This window comes from Georgenia halophila (genome assembly GCF_039541595.1).
Genome location: NZ_BAABGN010000001.1, coordinates 154,162 through 169,365 on the forward strand (window position 1 = coordinate 154,162; position 15,204 = coordinate 169,365).

A 15,204-nucleotide genomic window follows, 5' to 3' on the forward strand; every position below is an offset into this window, starting at 1 on the left:
TCACCCGTCCGCCGGGCAGAGCCGGTCGAGGATCTCGCCAGCCGGGCCGGCCTGTGCCTCGCGGTAGCGCCGCCCCGCCCACAGCGACATCAGCTCCACCTCACCGGCCTTCTTCGCAGCCGCCCTGATCGGCGACGTGAGCTGGTTGACGTACGGGTACCCGCTCGGGGCGCCGGCGTGGGCGCGCAGGAAGTCGTTGACCAGTCCTTGCGCCCACCGGCCGCTGAACGCACGCGTCAGCGCCACGTCCCGCTCACCGGCGAACAGCTCGCCGCGGTGCGCTGGGGGCGTGCCGGCCTCGTCCGCGACCAGCAGCGCCGTCCCGATCTGCACGGCGTCCGCACCGGCGGCACGCGCCGCGGTCACGGCGGCGGGGGACGCGAGGCCTCCGGCCGCCACGAGCGGCGCCGTCCCGCGCACGGCGGAGAGCAGCTCGGAGAGGGGCCGGGTCGCCGGCTCGGCCGCCTGGTCGAACGTCGCGCGGTGCCCCCCGGCGTCGGGTCCTTGGGCGCACAGCACGTCGGCGCCGCGGTCGAGCGCCGTCCGTGCCTCGTCCGCCGTCGTCACGGTGGCGACCACCGTGGAACCGGCACGCTGCAGGGCCTCGACGACCTCCGCCGTCGGGAAGCCGAAGGTGAAGGAGACGAGGGGCACGCCGGCGTCCAGGACCAGCTCGAGCTTGTCTGACCACCCGTCGTCGTCCGGTGCCGGCTCGGGGATCGGCACGTCGGGATGCTCGGCCAGCAGCGACTCCCGGTAGGCACGCACGGCGTCCGTCAGCGGCGCACGCTCCGGCACGAAGAGGTTCACGCCGAAGACGTCCGCGCCCCGGCCCACCTCCTCGACCTGCTCGGCGAGCCGCTCGGCGGTGAGATAGCCCCCGGCGAGGAAGCCCGTCCCGCCGGCATCGACGGCGGCCAGCACCAGGGCAGCGGTGGACGGGCCGCCGGCCATGGGGGCGGCGAGCGCCGGGCGGCGCAGGCTTTGGAGCGGGGTGGCCATCAGCCCGTCACATCCTCGAACGTGACGGCCTGCTTCGGCCGGCGGTCCACCCGCAGCTCGAAGATGTCCGGCCGGGCGTAGTGCCCGACGGCGTCGAAGTCGAGATGCCAGCGCGCACGCATCTCGGGGTCGAGGTCGGCGTAGAGGATGGTCTCCTCGTTGTACACCGGGCCGGCGAGGACCGCCCCGGACGGGTCGACGATCATGCTGCCGCCGCGCATCAGCACCGATCCGGGCTCCGCCCCGAACGCCGCCTCGTAGTCCTCGGGGTAGTCGTCGCGGGTGATGTACTGGCAGGCCGAGAGCACGAAGCAGCGGCCCTCGAGGGCGACGTGCTGCATGGACGACGCCCAGGTGTCCCGGTCGTCGGCGGTGGGGGCGCAGTAGATGTCGAGCTGTTGGCCGTACATCGCCTGGCGCAGGGCCGGCATGTAGTTCTCCCAGCAGATGACGGTGCCCAGGCGGCCGGCCGGGGAGTCGACCACCGGCAGGGTCGAGCCGTCACCGAAGCCCCACACGAGCCGTTCGGCGCCGGTTGGCATGAGCTTGCGGTGGTGGCCCACCCGCCCGCGCTCGGGGTCGATCATCACCACGGTGCAGTACAGGGTGCCGCCGACCTTCTCGATGATCCCGAGGACCACGAAGATGTCGTGCTCGGCCGCGGCCTCGGCGACGGCGGCCAGCTCGGGCCCGTCGAGGGTGACCGCGCCCGCGGCGTAGCGGGCGTACTCCGCGCGCCCGGCCTCGGTGCGCCGGCCGACCGGGCTGCCGAAGGTCAGTCCCTTCGGGTAGGTGCCGAGGAACGCCTCCGGGAAGAGCACCGTTCTCGCTCCACCGTCGGCCGCCTCGCCGATCAGCCGGACCGTCTTCTCCGTGCTCGCCACCGCGTCGAACGGAACCGATCCGGCCTGGACCACCGCGACCTTCACCATGTCTGCTCCTCTCGTGGCGATCGCTCGCCGATCTGTCAGATGTTGCACCATCCCGGCGCCCCGCAGCTGCCGAGCGACGTCAGACGTGCGCCGTGGTCTTCGGCTCGTCGGCCGGCGGCGTGGCCGGCCGCTCGCCGTACAGCCCCGCGGCCAGCGAGTCGTGGTACTCGTCCTGCACCGGCCGCACCTGCGACTGCGTCGCGAGCGAGACGATGACGAACAGGGGCAGCGCCACCATCAGGCCGGTCATCGCCGGCCCGAAGGGCAGCGGCGAGTAACCGAGGACCACGAGCAGCACGATCAGCTCGCCGACGATGACGCTGGACAGTGCGCCGGCGCGGGTCGCGCGCCGCCACACCAGCGGACCGAGCGCGGCCGGGACCAGCATGCTGCCGATCGCGAAGCCACGGTCAGCCAGCGGCACCAGGAACTCCTGCGCCGCCGGGGTGAAACCGAGGATGCACACCAGCGCGGTCAGCGACAGCACGCAGGCCCGACCCACGATCGTGCGGACCCGGGGCGTGGCCCTGGGCTGGGCGAACCGCACGTACAGGTCCGTGGTCAGCAGGCTTCCGGAGGACAGCAGCTGGCTGTTCACCGTCGAGATGCCGGCGGCCACGATGGCCACCACGACGACGGCGCCGAGCAGCGGGGCGTTCTGCGCGAAGTACAGCGGGATGATCTGGTCGCTGTTCTCGGCGGTCAGGCCGTCGATGAGGCCCGGAGTCCAGGCGAGCATCCCGATGACCAGCGCGCCCATCGCCATGATCCAGGTGTTCCACACCGGTGTGATGGCGGCCGCCTTGGCGAGGTTCGTCGCGGACCTGGCCGAGTAGTACTTCTGCCACATGTGCGGCATGACCCAGAACCCCAGCGCGAGGCCGATCGTGGTGTCGATGATCGTCCACGGCTCGCCCTTGTTGACGAGGATCTCCGGGGCGACGTCCTGGAGGTTGCGGAACGCGTCGAACCATCCGGCGGAGCTGAGGAAGGTGAGCACGATGCCGGTCAGCACGATGCCGAAGAAGAACCCCATGAAGGTGTCCGTCCAGGCGGCGCCGCGCCCGCCGGCAAGGGTGACGAGCAGCCCGACGAGAAGCCCCAGGACGACGATGCCCACCCAGTAGGGGATGGCGCCGCCGGTCAGCGTGGACATGGCCGTGGCGCCGCCGATGATCTGGATCATCATGTACGGGACCAGCCCGATGATGCCGCACACGGCGAACAGCACACGCAGCGTGGGGCTGCCGTAGTAGTGCTCCGCCATGTCGCCGGGGGTGACGAAGGAGAACTTGCGTCCCAGCTGCCAGATCCGGGTGCCGAAGACCCAGATGAACATGGCGTGCACGACGGTCCAGGCGGGGAACGCCCAGAACCACACGCCGTCCCGGTAGAAGGAGCCGACGGCGCCGAGCAGCGTCCAGGTGGAGAAGAAGCTCGCGCCGGTGGTCATCATCAGCACGATCGTGCCGAGGCCACGGTCGGCGAGGAAGAAGTCGTCGGGAGTCTGCTTGTTGCGCCGCGACGCCCACAGGCTGATCCCGACCAGGAGGGCAAGGAACCCGACGAGCGCGATCACGGTTGCGGTGGTGGTGCTCATCAGAACTGCGCCTCCTTCTGCTCGGCCTCGGTGCGCGCGTGCTCCTGCTCGTGGTAGCGCCGCATCCGCTCCCCGTAGGGCTTGAAGAAGGCGAAGTACACGACGAGCACCAGGGCGGTGTTGAGGACGTTGATCGCGATGCCGAAGGCCATCGGCTGGGGAAACGGGCCGATGAACGTCGGTGCGTTGACGATCCCGAAGTAGGGCAGCCAGCTGGCGAGGTAGAGCGCGAAGAAGATCGTCAGGACGATGTAGTTCGCTTTGCGTTTCACGGTGGAGACCTCTCGACTTCCTTGTCGTCGCCGGGCAGGCCCGACGGGGGCGGGTGGGTCAGGCGTCCGCTCCGGCACCGCCCTCGTGGACGGTGACGGTGGGCTCGAGCTGGTCCGCGTCGACGACCTCGCGCCACGCCTCGACGCCGGCCTGGAACGCGACGATCCCGGCCTCGGGAAGGGAGATCTCGATGGCCTCGAGGATCTCCTGCGGCGTGAGCCCGAGGTCGAGCGCGACGCGGATGTGGCTCTGGATGTGGCCCTTGGAGGCCCGCATGACCGTCAGGCTCACGATGAAGATGAGCTCCTTGGTCTTCTTGTCCAGCGTCCGCTGGTTGAGGTAGGCGGCGGAGACGACGCCGTTGGCGGCCTGCAGCACCTCGAAGTCGTGCTTGGCCATGACCTTGTGGTAGTCGAGGACGTATCCCCGGGATGTGGCCATGTCGTCGATGTACTGCTGCGCGGCGTCGCTCAATGTGTCCTCCTGATGGTTGGTTGGCGGTCTCTGGTGGTGCCCAGTTCGGGGTCCCTGCTGTGGCCTCAGGCAGCCGACTCAGCCGGTCGAGCTCAGGTCCGTGCCGGTCCGGCCCGCGACGAACCGGGCCAGCTCGGTGTGGTCCGCCGGCTGCTCGCCGGCGGCCTCGCCGGCGGCCCGCGCGGCTGCTCCGGTGATCTCCAGCGGCACGCCGTGCGACTCCGCCAGGGCGGTGGCGATGCCGATGTCCTTGACCATCAGGTCGAAGGCGAAGCCGGAGTCGTAGGTGCCGGTGAGGATGTGCTTGGGGTATTTGACCTCGCTGGCCTGCGAGCGGCCGGTGGAGGCGTTGACGACGTCGACCATCACCTTCGGCTCGATGCCGAACTTCGCGGCGACGGTCAGGACCTCGGCCGCCGCGGCGATGTTGGTGGCGGACAGCAGGTTGTTGAGTGCCTTGGCGGCGTGGCCGGCCCCCGAGGGCCCGACGGGAGTGATGGTGGTCCCCATGGGCTCGAGGTGCCGAACAGCCTTCTCGACGTCGACCGGGTCGCCGCCCGCCATGATCGACAATTCGCCGGTGACGGCCTTGGCGACGCCGCCGGAGACCGGCGCGTCGACGTAACCGACGCCGTGCTCGGCCGCCGCCGCGGCCAGCCGCCGGGTGCTCTCCGGCTCCGAGGAACTCATGTCGATGACCAGTGCGCCCGGCTCCAGCCGCGCCAGCAGACCGTCGCCTTCTCCGGTGCCTTCCAGCACGGCCTCGACCACGCGGGACGAGGGCAGCATGAGGACGACGACGTCGATCGTCGCCAGGTCCGTGAGGTCACCGAGCGTGGGGGCGTCGAGCTCGTCGGCCGCCGACCGCAGCGCACCCGGGTCGGCGTCCTGGAGGGCGACGTCGTGGACGGCGGCGTACCGGCGCACCATGGGCAGGCCCATGCGCCCGAGCCCGACGAACAGTGTGGTCATGATGTGGCCTCCGGAGTGGTCGCGGTGGTGGTCTCGGCCACGGGCGGCGCCTCGGCGAAGTGGGTCAGCGCGATGGTCTGCGCGGCGAGCACGTGCTCGCGGCTGCGGGACTCGGCCAGCTCCGGGTGGTGCGCCTCGATGGCGTCGATGACGGCGCTCAGCTCGGCGTGGCTCTGGGCGCTGCGCCCGGGGACCTCGAGCGTGTAGGCGCGCAGCAGGGCGATCCGGGCCTGGACGTTGCCGAGCATCTCCTCGATGACGGGGTTGCCGGCCGCGGCGACGAGCGCCGCGTAGAAGTCGTCCTTGATCGCGACGAGATCCTCGACGTGGCCGGCCTCGCCGGCCTCCCGGAACCGGTCGATGAGGTCGCGCAGGCGGGCGACGTCGCCGTCGTCGGCGTTCTCGGCGGCGAGCCGTGCGGCCGCTCCCTCCAGCGCGCCGCGCACCTGGTAGAGGTGCCGGGCGTCCTCGACGGTCAGCACCGCGACGATGGGCCCGACCTGGGGCTTCATGGTGATGAGCTGCTGGCTCTCCAGCTGACGCAGCGCCTCGCGGATCACCGTGCGGGAGACGCCCAGGTCCTCTTCGAGCCGCTTCTCCACCAGGCGCTGACCGGGCCGGTAGCCGCCGGAGACGATCTGCTGCTTGAGCACCGCAACGGCCTGGGCGCGCAGCGGCGCGGCCTCGCGCCGCAGCTGGATGGCCAATGTCGCTCCCTCGTCGTGGCTGACGCCGTCGTGGCGCCGATCGCGATGGAGAATGACACGGTATTACCGTCATACGCAAGATGCCGCTACGGTCGGACGTAGCCGCACACGGCGGAGGCACCGGACCCTCCGTGTGCGGCGCCAACGACCAGGTCGAGGAGGATGCGGATGCCGACGTCGGAGCTGCATCAGTGGGCGCAGGGGTGGATCGACGCGGTCTCCTACGACGCGGAGAACGCCCACATCGGCCGTTTCTCACGCCTCGACATCGAGATCCGCACCACCGAGGGTGAGCGATACGTCGTCGAGTACGACGGCGGAGCCGTCCGCGCCCGGCCGGCTCCGGATCACCTCGATGCGGCGGCGGAGGACGGCGGTCCCGGGGGTTCCCGCACCTCCTCACCGGTCGACCGGCTGGTCCTGCGGGGGTCGCGCGCCGTCTGGTGCGAGCTCGCCGACCCCGGCGCCACCCCGCGCCGGCACGACCTGCTCGCCCTGACCAAGGCCGCCGCCGGCATCGAGGTCGTCGCCGGCCGCGAGGTGATGATCCGGCACCTGCGCGTGCTCGCCCGGCTCGTCGACGTCGCCAAGGCCGTCACAGCCGGGACGGAGGGTGGCCCGCGAGGCACCGTGGCTCCCGCCCCGGACGGCGAGCAGCTCCCCGACCCGGCCGTGGCGCCGGTGGTCGAGAACGTCGTCGGGCGGTACCTCCGGCTGCGCTCCGACGGCACCGAGCAACGCATCTACTTCGAGGAAGCCGGCCCCGCCGACGGCGATGCCCCCGTGATCCTCGCCCTGCACACCGCGGGCGCGGACTCGCGCCAGTACCGCCACCTCCTCGCGGACACCGACATCACGAGTCGCTACCGCGTGGTCGCCTTCGACCTGCCCGCTCACGGCCGGTCCCTGCCGCCCGAGGGCTGGTGGCGCCGAGAGCATCTCTTGACCACCGACAGCTACGCCACGCTCGTCCGCGACGTGGCCGACGCCCTGGACCTGCCCCGGCCGGTGGTGCTCGGCTGCTCGATGGGCGGCTCGCTCGTCCTCGAGCTGGCCCGCCGCGACCCGGACCGGTGGGGCGGCGTCGTCGGCCTGTCCGGCGCCCTGAGCCTCGAGGGCCGCTTCCAGGACTGGTCGCTGCACCCGGACGTCAACGCCCAGCAGGTGGTACCCACCTGGACCGCGAGCCTGATGTCCCCGCACGGCCCCGAGCAGGCCCGCCGCGAGGTGTGGTGGATCTACAGCCAGGGCGGTCCGGGCGTCTACCGCGGCGACACCTACTTCTACTCCGAGGACCTCGACCTGCGGGAGACCGCCGGCAGCATCGACACCGCGCGCTGCCCCGTCTACCTGCTCACCGGTGAGTACGACCACGCCTGCACCCCGGCCGACACCGACGCCGCACGCGCCGCCATCCCCGGCGCCCGCGGCGGCGTGATGCCCGGTGTCGGGCACTTCCCGATGGCCGAGAACTACCCGGTGTTCCGCACGTACCTGCTCTCGGTCCTCGACGAGCTCGCCGGGGGGCAGGAGTGAACGACCTGACGCACGCCCATGAGCCAGAAGTTGGTGCCACCCCGTGACCACAGTGACCGACCCGGACGCCGTGCTGAGCTCTGTCCCCACCGGCCTGCTCATCGGCGGACGGTGGCGGGAGGCCAGTGACCGCGGCACCTTCGAGGTGCGCGACCCCGCCACCGGCGAGGCGCTGACCACCGTCGCGGACGCTACCCCGGAGGACGGCATCGCGGCCCTCGACGCCGCCGCGGACGCCCAGGCCGAGTGGGCCGCCACTCCGGCACGGACCCGGGCCGAGCTGCTGCGCGCCGCGTGGGAGCTGACCACTGAGCGCGCCGAGGACCTCGCCACCCTCATGACCCTCGAGATGGGGAAGCCGCTGGCGGACTCGCGCGCCGAGCTCACCTACGGCGCCGAGTTCCTGCGGTGGTTCTCGGAGGAGGCCTCCCGGGTCAACGGCCGGTACCAGCGCTCGCCCGAGGGCAACCTGCGCATCCTCGCCACCAAGCGACCGGTGGGCCCGTGCCTGTTCCTCACGCCCTGGAACTTCCCGCTGGCCATGGCCACCCGCAAGATCGCGCCCGCGCTGGCGGCCGGCTGCACGGTGATCCTCAAGCCGTCGGACGCCACCCCGCTGACTGCGCTCGCCTTCGGCGAGATCCTCCGCGAGGTCGGCGTGCCCGACGGCGTCGTCAACATCATCCCCACCCGCTTCGCCCCGCCGGTGACCGGTCCGGTCATCAAGGACCGGCGGCTGCGCAAGCTCTCCTTCACCGGCTCGACCGCGGTGGGCTCCGCCCTGCTGAAGGAGGCCGCCGACAACGTGCTGCGCACCTCGATGGAGCTCGGCGGCTGCGCGCCGCTGATCGTCTTCGAGGACGCCGACATCGCCGAGGTGGTCACCGGCACGAAGATGGCCAAGCTGCGGAACATGGGGGAGGCCTGCACCGCCGCCAACCGGCTGTACGTTCACGAGTCGATCGCCGAGGAGTTCGCCGTGGCGCTGACCGCGGAGTTCCGCGGCCTCACGGTGGGTCCCGGTCTGGGGGAGGGTACGGACGTCGGTCCGCTGATCTCCCAGCAGCAGCGCGAGCGGGTCCACAGCCTGGTGGCGTCCGCGCGCGACGGCGGCGCCCGCGTCCGCCTCGGCGGTGAGCCGCTCGACGGGCCAGGCTACTTCTACCCGCCCACGGTGCTGACCGACGTGCCGGCCGACGCCGAGGTGATGAGCACGGAGATCTTCGGCCCCGTGGCACCGATCGCCACGTTCACCGACGAGGACGAGGTCATCGAGATGGCCAACCGGTCCGACGTCGGGCTGGCGAGCTACGTCTTCACCAAGGATCTCGAGCGGGTGCTGCGGCTGAGCGAGCGCCTCGAGGTCGGGATGATGGGCGTCAACACCGGCGTGATCTCCAACGCCGCCGCACCGTTCGGTGGCGTGAAGCAGTCCGGCCTCGGCCGTGAGGGCGGCACCGAGGGAATCGAGGAGTACCTCGAGACCACCTACGTGGCACTGCCGGGGTCGTAGGGACCTCGAAAACGGGCACCGAGCCTGAGAACGTCACCGAACCCGAGGAAGTGGCTGTTTCCAACGACCTCTTTCTCGGGCTGGGCGGCGTGCACCCGCCCCGAGGCCTAGGACGACCCCACCGCGAGCTGGTGGGCAGCCCCCGGCGCGCCACACGCGTCGGCGTCCGTCCATCGCACCACGGGCACGCCGGTTGACCACTCGGCACACCGTTGACGAGTCGGCACACAGATGACGACTCGAGCCCGCGGCGGCTGATGCGACATCTCGGGTGGCGGACCACGGGGAATGCCGCCGAGGCACCACGCGCTCAGGACGGTTAGCCTGCGAGATGGACGACGGTGGACCGCCTAGCCTGCAAGGCGGACGACGGCGGACCGCCGGGCGGCCGCGGCGTCCGGCACCCCACCGGTCCGAGACCCGAGCCGCCCGGCGCGCGGGCCGGAACGTCCCAGCAGCGACCGGTTCCGCCGGTGACCCGACCTGCGGCCCGCCCGGCCGCCGACGAGAGAGAGCCACATGACGACGATGCGAGCGGTCGTGCTGCGCGATCACGGCGACGTGGACGCGCTCCGTTTGGAGGAGGACTACCCCTACCCGATGCTCGGCGCCGGGCAGGCGATCGTCAAGGTGCGCGCCACCTCGCTGAACTACCACGACATCTTCACCGTCAACGGCATGCCGGGCATCACCATCAACTTCCCGCTGGTGCCGGGCCTCGACGTCGTCGGGGAGATCGCCGAGGTCGCCGACGACGTCACCGGCTGGGACGTCGGCGACCGCGTCCTCGTGCACCCGCTGCACGGCACCGACCTGATGGGGGAGACCCACGACGGCGGACTGGCCCAGTACTCGCTCGTCGACGCCGAGCAGCTCATCGCCGTCCCCGAGAACGTGAGCTACGAGCACGCCGCCGCCCTCCCGGTCGCCTACGGCACGGCCCACCGCATGATCGTCGACAAGGGCACCGTCACGGCCGGGGACAAGGTCCTCGTCCTCGGCGCCTCCGGCGGCGTCGGCACCGCCTCGGTCCTGCTGGCCAAGCAGCTCGGCGCCTGGGTCGTCGCGGCGGTCGGCTCCGAGGAGAAAGGCCGCCGGATGCTGGAGATCGGCGCGGACGAGTACATCAACTACCGCGAGACCGACTTCTACCAGTGGACCAAGGAGCACGTCGGCAAGCCCAGCCGCGTCTCGGCCGAGACCGGCTTCGACGTCATCATCAACTTTACCGGCGGCGACACCTGGCGGCCGACCCTGAAGTCCACCAAGCTCGGCGGCAAGATCCTCGTCTGCGGCGCCACCGCAGGGTTCGACCCGGTCGAGGACCTGCGCTACATCTGGACCTTCGAGCTGCAGATCATCGGCTCCAACGGCTTCAGCGCCGCCGACTTCCGCGCCCTGCTCGACGACGTCGACAACGGCGCGCTCGAGCCGGTCGTCGACGAGGTCGTCCCCCTCGAGGGCACCGTCGAGGCCCTGCGCAAGGTCCGCGACCGCGGTGTCATCGGCAAGATCGTCGTGGACCCGTGGCGGGAGTCATGACCGACCGGCCGGCGCTGCCCACCGCCGCCGAGCTGCAGCAGACCCTGCTGGCCAGCCCGTACCACCGCTGGCTCGGTCTCGAGGTCGTCGAGGTCCATCGCGACCGGATCGAGCTGCGGGCCGCCCCGCGCGACGAGTGGGTCGGCGACCCGCGCACCCGCACCATCCACGGCGGCGTCCTCGCCGGCCTGCTCGACCTCGCCGCGGACTGGGCGCTCGTGGGTGCCATCGGCACCGGCGTGCCGACCGTCGACCTGACCATCAACTACCTGCGCGCGGCCATCCTGGGACCCCTGCACGTCACCGGCAAGCTCGTGCGCCCGGGCCGCCAGGTCTCCGTCGCCGAGGCCGAGGTCCGCGACGACGGCGGCCGGCTGCTCGCCGTCGGCCGCGGGTCGTTCCTGTCCGCCGTCGCCGACCCGGACGCGACAGGCGGCACATGACCGAGACCTCCGGGCTGCCCTTCGCGAACCAGGGCGACGCCCTCGACCTCCGGGAGCCGGGCCGCGAGGCCGTCGTCGAGGTCCGCGACGGCGTCACGCGCCGGTTCGCCTACGCCGACCTCGACCGCGCCATCGAGGCGCTCGCGGACGACCTCGCCGCCCGCCGCCTGCCGGCCGGCTCCCGGGTCGCGGTGCTCGGCCAGAACAGCGCCGACTGGCTCGTGGTGTTCTACGCGAGCATGCGGGCCGGTCACGTGGCGGTGCCGGTCAGCTACAAGCTGCCGGCCGACGGCGTCCGCTACGTCCTGGAGAACTCCCAGGCCGCGCTCGTCTTCGCGGCCGACGACGACGGCCGGGCCCGTTCGGTCGCCCCGGCCGGCGTCGAGGTGCTGCCGCTGGCCGGCCTGCTGGACACCGACGCCGCAGCCTCCGAGGCCGCAGCCGCCGATCGCACCCCGCCGCACGACCGCGCACCGCGACACCACCGCGCACCCGACGACGCCGCCATGATCCTGTACACGTCGGGCTCCACCGGCCGGCCCAAGGGCGTGGAGCTGTCCCAGCGCAGCCACCTCTGGGTCATCAAGGTCGCCCTGGACCGCGGGATCGACCCGGCGTCCCGGTTCGTCGTGGCCGCGCCGCTGTACCACATGAACGCCCTGTCCAACGTCCAGACCGCGCTCGCGGGCGGCGCCACCGTCGTGCTGCTCGACCGGTTCGAACCACGGACGTTCCTGACCGCTGTTGCGGACGAGCGCGGCACCCGCGTGACCGGCGTGCCGCCGATGTTCGCGATGATGCTCGCCGAGACCGAGCTTGCCGAGCGCCTCGACCTCAGCTCCGTGAACGACGTCTTCATCGGGTCCGCACCCGCCGGGTACGCCCTCCTGGAAGGGGTCGAACGGCTCTTCCCGAACGCGACGCTGCACTTCGGGTACGGCACCACCGAGTCGGGCCCGGTCGCGTTCGGCGACCACCCGGAGGGACTGCCCGCCCCGCGCGGATCCGTGGGTGCCGCCTCCCCGGCCGTGGACCTGCGGCTGGTGGACGACCAGGGCCGCCCGCAGCAGCACCGGGGCGTCCTGGAGATCCGCTGCCCGGCGCTGCTCACCGGCTACTACCGCCGCCCGGACCTGCCCTCGCCCGTGACCGAGGACGGCTTCTACCACACCAAGGATCTCTTCGAGGTCGACGAGAACGGCTTCTACTACTTCGCCGGCCGGGAGGACGACATGTTCTCCTCCGGCGGGGAGAACGTCTACCCCCGCGCGGTCGAGCAGGTCCTCGAGGTGCACCCCGGCGTGCTGCACGCCGCCGTCGTGCCGACCCCGGACCCGGTGAAGGGCGCCAAGCCGGTGGCCTTCGTCGTGCCCGTCCCGGGTGAGGCGGGCGCGGGCCTCACCGAGCAGGAGCTGCGCGAGCACGTGCTGAGCCGGCTCGAGCCGTACGCCCACCCGCGCCGCGTCTTCTTCGTCGACGTTCTGCCGCTGTCCGCGACGAACAAGGTGGACAGCCGCGCGCTGACGGAGCGGGCCCGGGAGCTGCTCGGCGGCGGGGGATGACCGCGGCGCAGAACCGGGGCACGTGGCCTCAGGCCACCGGCACGGGACTGATCGTCAGCTCGCCGATCTCCGCGTCGGCCGGGGCGTCGAGGACGTAGCGGACCGCGCTCGCCACGGAGGACGGCGGCATCGCCGTGGCGGCGTCGAACATCGTGCCGAGCTTGGCCGCGATGTCGCGCTGCATCCCGGTGTCCGTCCGGCCCGGGAAGACGCTGGTCACCCGGACGCCGTGCGGACGCTCGTCGGTGCGCAGCACGTCCGCGTAGGCCCGTAGACCGGCCTTGGACGCGGCGTAGGCACCCCAGCCGGAGAACGCGCCCAGCGCGGCGGTGGAGTTGACGAAGACGACGTGACCCCGGCGACGCCGGAGCCCGGGCAGCGTCAGCCGGGTCAGCTCCACGGGTCCGGCGAGATTGACCGCCAGCACACGCGAGAAGAAGTCCGGGCCCAGGTCCGCCGCGACGGCGGTGCCCTCGATCCCCGCGCAGTGGACGACGGCGTCCACCTCTCCGAGGTCCTGGCAGGCCACGGCGAGCGCGGCCGGCTCGGCGAGGTCGATGACGAGGGAGGCGGCGGCGCCGGTCTGTGCGGCGACGGCGCGGATGTCGGTGCTCCGGCGGCCGGCGACGACGACGTCGTAGGCGGGGGAGAGGGTGTCGACCACGCCCCGTCCGATGCCGCGCGTGGCGCCGGTGACCAGCACGCGGGGGCGGACGGGTCGGTCGTCTCTCGACTCTGGGTTCACGAGGACTACCTTGCCATCACTGCGAGGTTGGGTTTTCCAGCCGCCGCCGAGCGAGCCGTCCCCCTCGCTCGACGGGATCGCTCGCCACGTCCTGGGCCTGCAGGGCCAGCGTGCCCTCGTAGATCAGCAGCAGGTCCGTGGCGGCCGAGTCCGCGTCCCGAACGCCGACGGCGGCCACGAGCTCCCCGAGCCGGTGGCGCAGGTGCGCCTTGTGCTCCCGGGCCACGGCTGAGCCCGCATGGTCGCCGGCCAGCTGCTGGAGGGCGGCCAGGTGCGCGCAGCCGTTGTGGCGGCCGGCGTCGGCCTCCCAGGTGTCGAGCGCCGTGAAGACGGCCAGCGCCCGCTCGAGCGGATCGTCGTGGCTGGTGATGCAGGACTCCCAGTGCTGCCGCCAGCGCTCGTCCCTGGTGCGCAGGTACTCGGCGACCAGCCCGTCCTTGCCGGCGAAGTTCTTGTACAGCGATGCGGTCGCCACGCCGGCGCGCTCGACCACGGCATCCACGCCGACAGCGGCGATCCCGTGCGCGTAGAACAGCTCCTCGGCCGCGCGGAGCAGGCGGTCCCGTGCCGGCTCCCGCGGTTGCTTCCCGGCTGACATGCCTCTAGCGTAGCAACCGGTAGAACGATCGTTCTACCAGATCGAGGATCGAACCGAACCAGGAAGGTGGTGGACCGACGTGCGGTTACGTCCCGGCTGGCTGGTGGCGTCCGGAACAGCCCTGATCGCCACCTGCTACGGCCTCGCGCGGTTCACGTACGGCCTCTTCTCGCCCGACTTCGCGGCGGAGTTCGCGCTGACTCCGGTGGTCTCCGGGCTGCTGGGTTCGGGCAGCTACGTCGGCTACTGCGTCGCCATCGTGGTGGCCACCGCGCTGACGACACGATGGGGGCCACGCCGGGTGGGACTGCTGGCCGGAGCCAGTGCCACGGTCGGGATCACGATGGTCGCGACCGCCGCGTCACCGACCATGCTGGCCGCCGGCCTGATCGTGGCGGGATCGAGCACCGGCATCGCCTCGCCGCCCATGGCCGGCGCCGTGGCCCGGTGGGTCCGGTCCGCGCGGAAGGACCAGGCCCAGACGCTGGTCAACGCCGGCACCGGCGTGGGCGTGCTCGTGTCCGGACCCGTCGCGTTCGCGCTGCAGGGCCACTGGCGGGTCGCGTGGGCCGTCTTCGCCGTCGTGGCCGCGGCCGTCACGGTCGCCGTGTGGCGGTTCGTGCCCGCCGAGGATCGAGCGCCGCGGCGGCACTCCCCGGGCCCGCGGTCCGGCCGCCCGTTCACCGGGCTGCCCGCCGGCACGCGCCGGCTCCTGCTGTGCTCGGGCCTCATGGGCATGGGCAGCATCGCGGTCTGGACGCTGGGCCGCGAGGCCATCGCCGACCAAGGGGGCTCCCCCTCCCTGACCGGTCTCGTGTGGACCGTCATCGGGGCCGCCGGCGTCGTCGGCGCCCTGGCCGGCGCCGGCGTGCATCGCCTCGGCATCGGCCGCTCCTGGGTCCTCGGCATGGCGGCGATGGCGGTGGCGAGCGTTGTCTTCGCAGTGCTCGCCGCCGAGCCGGCGGCCGCGATCGTGGCCGCCGCGCTGTTCGGCGGTGCCTACATCGCGCTGACCGGCATCCTCCTGGTCTGGGCGACCCGGCTCTTCCCGGACCGGGCCTCCTACGGCGTCGGCATCTCGTTCCTGTGCATCGCCGCCGGCCAGGCGGTCGGATCACCGTTGGCGGGCGCCGGCGTCGAGCCGCTCACCCTCGCGGGCGTCTTCGTCGCCTGCGCCGCCGTGACGGTCGTGGGTGCTCTCCTGCGCCCGCGCGGGGTGTGACGCCTCACCCTCCGACGGCGTACGTCACCCGTGCGTCACCCCGCGAGAATCACCTGCCGATCACCCCTGCCTTCTGCACCATC

The 15,204-nt window shown here is 72.2% G+C and carries 15 protein-coding genes; 6 read left to right on the forward strand and 9 right to left on the reverse strand.

Annotated elements, in window-relative coordinates:
- The 7 genes from ABD907_RS00710 to ABD907_RS00740 form a co-directional block, all read right to left on the reverse strand.
- The gene (locus ABD907_RS00710; protein ID WP_345214568.1) at nt 1-1,002 is read right to left on the reverse strand and encodes a nitronate monooxygenase; all 1,002 of its coding nucleotides are present in this window, start codon (nt 1,000-1,002) and stop codon (nt 1-3) included.
- Nucleotides 1,002-1,934 (reverse strand): carbon-nitrogen hydrolase family protein, encoded by a 933-nt coding sequence (locus tag ABD907_RS00715; RefSeq protein ID WP_345214569.1) that lies wholly within the window; start codon nt 1,932-1,934, stop codon nt 1,002-1,004. Before ABD907_RS00715 ends, ABD907_RS00710 begins: the two co-directional genes overlap by 1 nt.
- Nucleotides 1,935-2,013: 79 nt before the next feature.
- The gene (locus tag ABD907_RS00720; RefSeq protein ID WP_345214570.1) at nt 2,014-3,534 is read right to left on the reverse strand and encodes a sodium:solute symporter family protein; all 1,521 of its coding nucleotides are present in this window, start codon (nt 3,532-3,534) and stop codon (nt 2,014-2,016) included.
- Nucleotides 3,534-3,806, reverse strand: coding sequence for a hypothetical protein (locus ABD907_RS00725; protein WP_345214571.1), 273 nt, complete (start codon nt 3,804-3,806; stop codon nt 3,534-3,536). Before ABD907_RS00725 ends, ABD907_RS00720 begins: the two co-directional genes overlap by 1 nt.
- A gap of 58 nt (nt 3,807-3,864) precedes the next feature.
- Nucleotides 3,865-4,248: a carboxymuconolactone decarboxylase family protein gene (locus ABD907_RS00730; RefSeq protein WP_486334032.1), complete on the reverse strand. Its 384-nt coding sequence runs from the start codon at nt 4,246-4,248 to the stop codon at nt 3,865-3,867.
- A 111-nt stretch (nt 4,249-4,359) separates the two neighbouring features.
- Nucleotides 4,360-5,253: an NAD(P)-dependent oxidoreductase gene (locus ABD907_RS00735; protein WP_345214573.1), complete on the reverse strand. Its 894-nt coding sequence runs from the start codon at nt 5,251-5,253 to the stop codon at nt 4,360-4,362.
- Complete coding sequence (locus tag ABD907_RS00740; RefSeq protein ID WP_345214574.1) at nt 5,250-5,960, reverse strand: GntR family transcriptional regulator; 711 nt, start codon at nt 5,958-5,960, stop codon at nt 5,250-5,252. The genes ABD907_RS00735 and ABD907_RS00740 overlap by 4 nt, the downstream gene beginning before the upstream one ends.
- Nucleotides 5,961-6,128: 168 nt before the next feature.
- Here ABD907_RS00740 and ABD907_RS00745 point away from each other — a divergent pair, with 168 nt between their 5' ends.
- From ABD907_RS00745 to ABD907_RS00765, 5 genes are all read left to right on the forward strand, one after another.
- Nucleotides 6,129-7,496, forward strand: a complete 1,368-nt coding sequence (locus tag ABD907_RS00745) for an alpha/beta fold hydrolase (RefSeq protein ID WP_345214575.1) — start codon at nt 6,129-6,131, stop codon at nt 7,494-7,496.
- A gap of 43 nt (nt 7,497-7,539) precedes the next feature.
- Nucleotides 7,540-9,009, forward strand: a complete 1,470-nt coding sequence (locus ABD907_RS00750) for an NAD-dependent succinate-semialdehyde dehydrogenase (RefSeq protein ID WP_345214576.1) — start codon at nt 7,540-7,542, stop codon at nt 9,007-9,009.
- 528 nt (nt 9,010-9,537) lie between these two features.
- A complete protein-coding gene (locus ABD907_RS00755; RefSeq protein ID WP_486334033.1) occupies nt 9,538-10,551 on the forward strand; it encodes a zinc-binding dehydrogenase in 1,014 nt (337 codons plus the stop codon).
- On the forward strand, nt 10,548-10,994 hold the full coding sequence (locus tag ABD907_RS00760) for a PaaI family thioesterase (RefSeq protein ID WP_345214578.1): 447 nt from the start codon (nt 10,548-10,550) through the stop codon (nt 10,992-10,994). The genes ABD907_RS00755 and ABD907_RS00760 overlap by 4 nt, the downstream gene beginning before the upstream one ends.
- Nucleotides 10,991-12,556 (forward strand): class I adenylate-forming enzyme family protein, encoded by a 1,566-nt coding sequence (locus tag ABD907_RS00765; protein ID WP_345214579.1) that lies wholly within the window; start codon nt 10,991-10,993, stop codon nt 12,554-12,556. Before ABD907_RS00760 ends, ABD907_RS00765 begins: the two co-directional genes overlap by 4 nt.
- Before the next feature lie 28 nt (nt 12,557-12,584).
- On the opposite strand, the gene ABD907_RS00770 is transcribed toward ABD907_RS00765, so the two are convergent.
- Nucleotides 12,585-13,301, reverse strand: a complete 717-nt coding sequence (locus ABD907_RS00770; RefSeq protein ID WP_345214580.1) for an SDR family oxidoreductase — start codon at nt 13,299-13,301, stop codon at nt 12,585-12,587.
- 16 nt (nt 13,302-13,317) lie between these two features.
- A complete protein-coding gene (locus ABD907_RS00775) occupies nt 13,318-13,899 on the reverse strand; it encodes a TetR/AcrR family transcriptional regulator (RefSeq protein WP_345214581.1) in 582 nt (193 codons plus the stop codon).
- Between the two features lie 79 nt (nt 13,900-13,978).
- Between ABD907_RS00775 and ABD907_RS00780 the strand changes: the two genes are divergently transcribed.
- Entirely contained in the window at nt 13,979-15,121 is a 1,143-nt protein-coding gene (locus ABD907_RS00780) for an MFS transporter (protein WP_345214582.1), read from the forward strand.
- Nucleotides 15,122-15,204: the final 83 nt, after the last annotated feature.

Bases quoted from the DNA above. Each gene is read 5' to 3' on its own strand.
- ABD907_RS00710 (WP_345214568.1), bottom strand. From the start codon at position 1,002: ATGGCCACCCCGCTCCAAAGCCTGCGCCGCCCGGCGCTCGCCGCCCCC.
- ABD907_RS00715 (WP_345214569.1), bottom strand. From the start codon at position 1,934: ATGGTGAAGGTCGCGGTGGTCCAGGCCGGATCGGTTCCGTTCGACGCG.
- ABD907_RS00745 (WP_345214575.1), top strand. From the start codon at position 6,129: ATGCCGACGTCGGAGCTGCATCAGTGGGCGCAGGGGTGGATCGACGCG.
- ABD907_RS00720 (WP_345214570.1), bottom strand. From the start codon at position 3,534: ATGAGCACCACCACCGCAACCGTGATCGCGCTCGTCGGGTTCCTTGCC.
- ABD907_RS00760 (WP_345214578.1), top strand. From the start codon at position 10,548: ATGACCGACCGGCCGGCGCTGCCCACCGCCGCCGAGCTGCAGCAGACC.
- ABD907_RS00755 (WP_486334033.1), top strand. From the start codon at position 9,538: ATGCGAGCGGTCGTGCTGCGCGATCACGGCGACGTGGACGCGCTCCGT.
- ABD907_RS00765 (WP_345214579.1), top strand. From the start codon at position 10,991: ATGACCGAGACCTCCGGGCTGCCCTTCGCGAACCAGGGCGACGCCCTC.
- ABD907_RS00735 (WP_345214573.1), bottom strand. From the start codon at position 5,253: ATGACCACACTGTTCGTCGGGCTCGGGCGCATGGGCCTGCCCATGGTG.
- ABD907_RS00775 (WP_345214581.1), bottom strand. From the start codon at position 13,899: ATGTCAGCCGGGAAGCAACCGCGGGAGCCGGCACGGGACCGCCTGCTC.
- ABD907_RS00730 (WP_486334032.1), bottom strand. From the start codon at position 4,248: ATGGCCACATCCCGGGGATACGTCCTCGACTACCACAAGGTCATGGCC.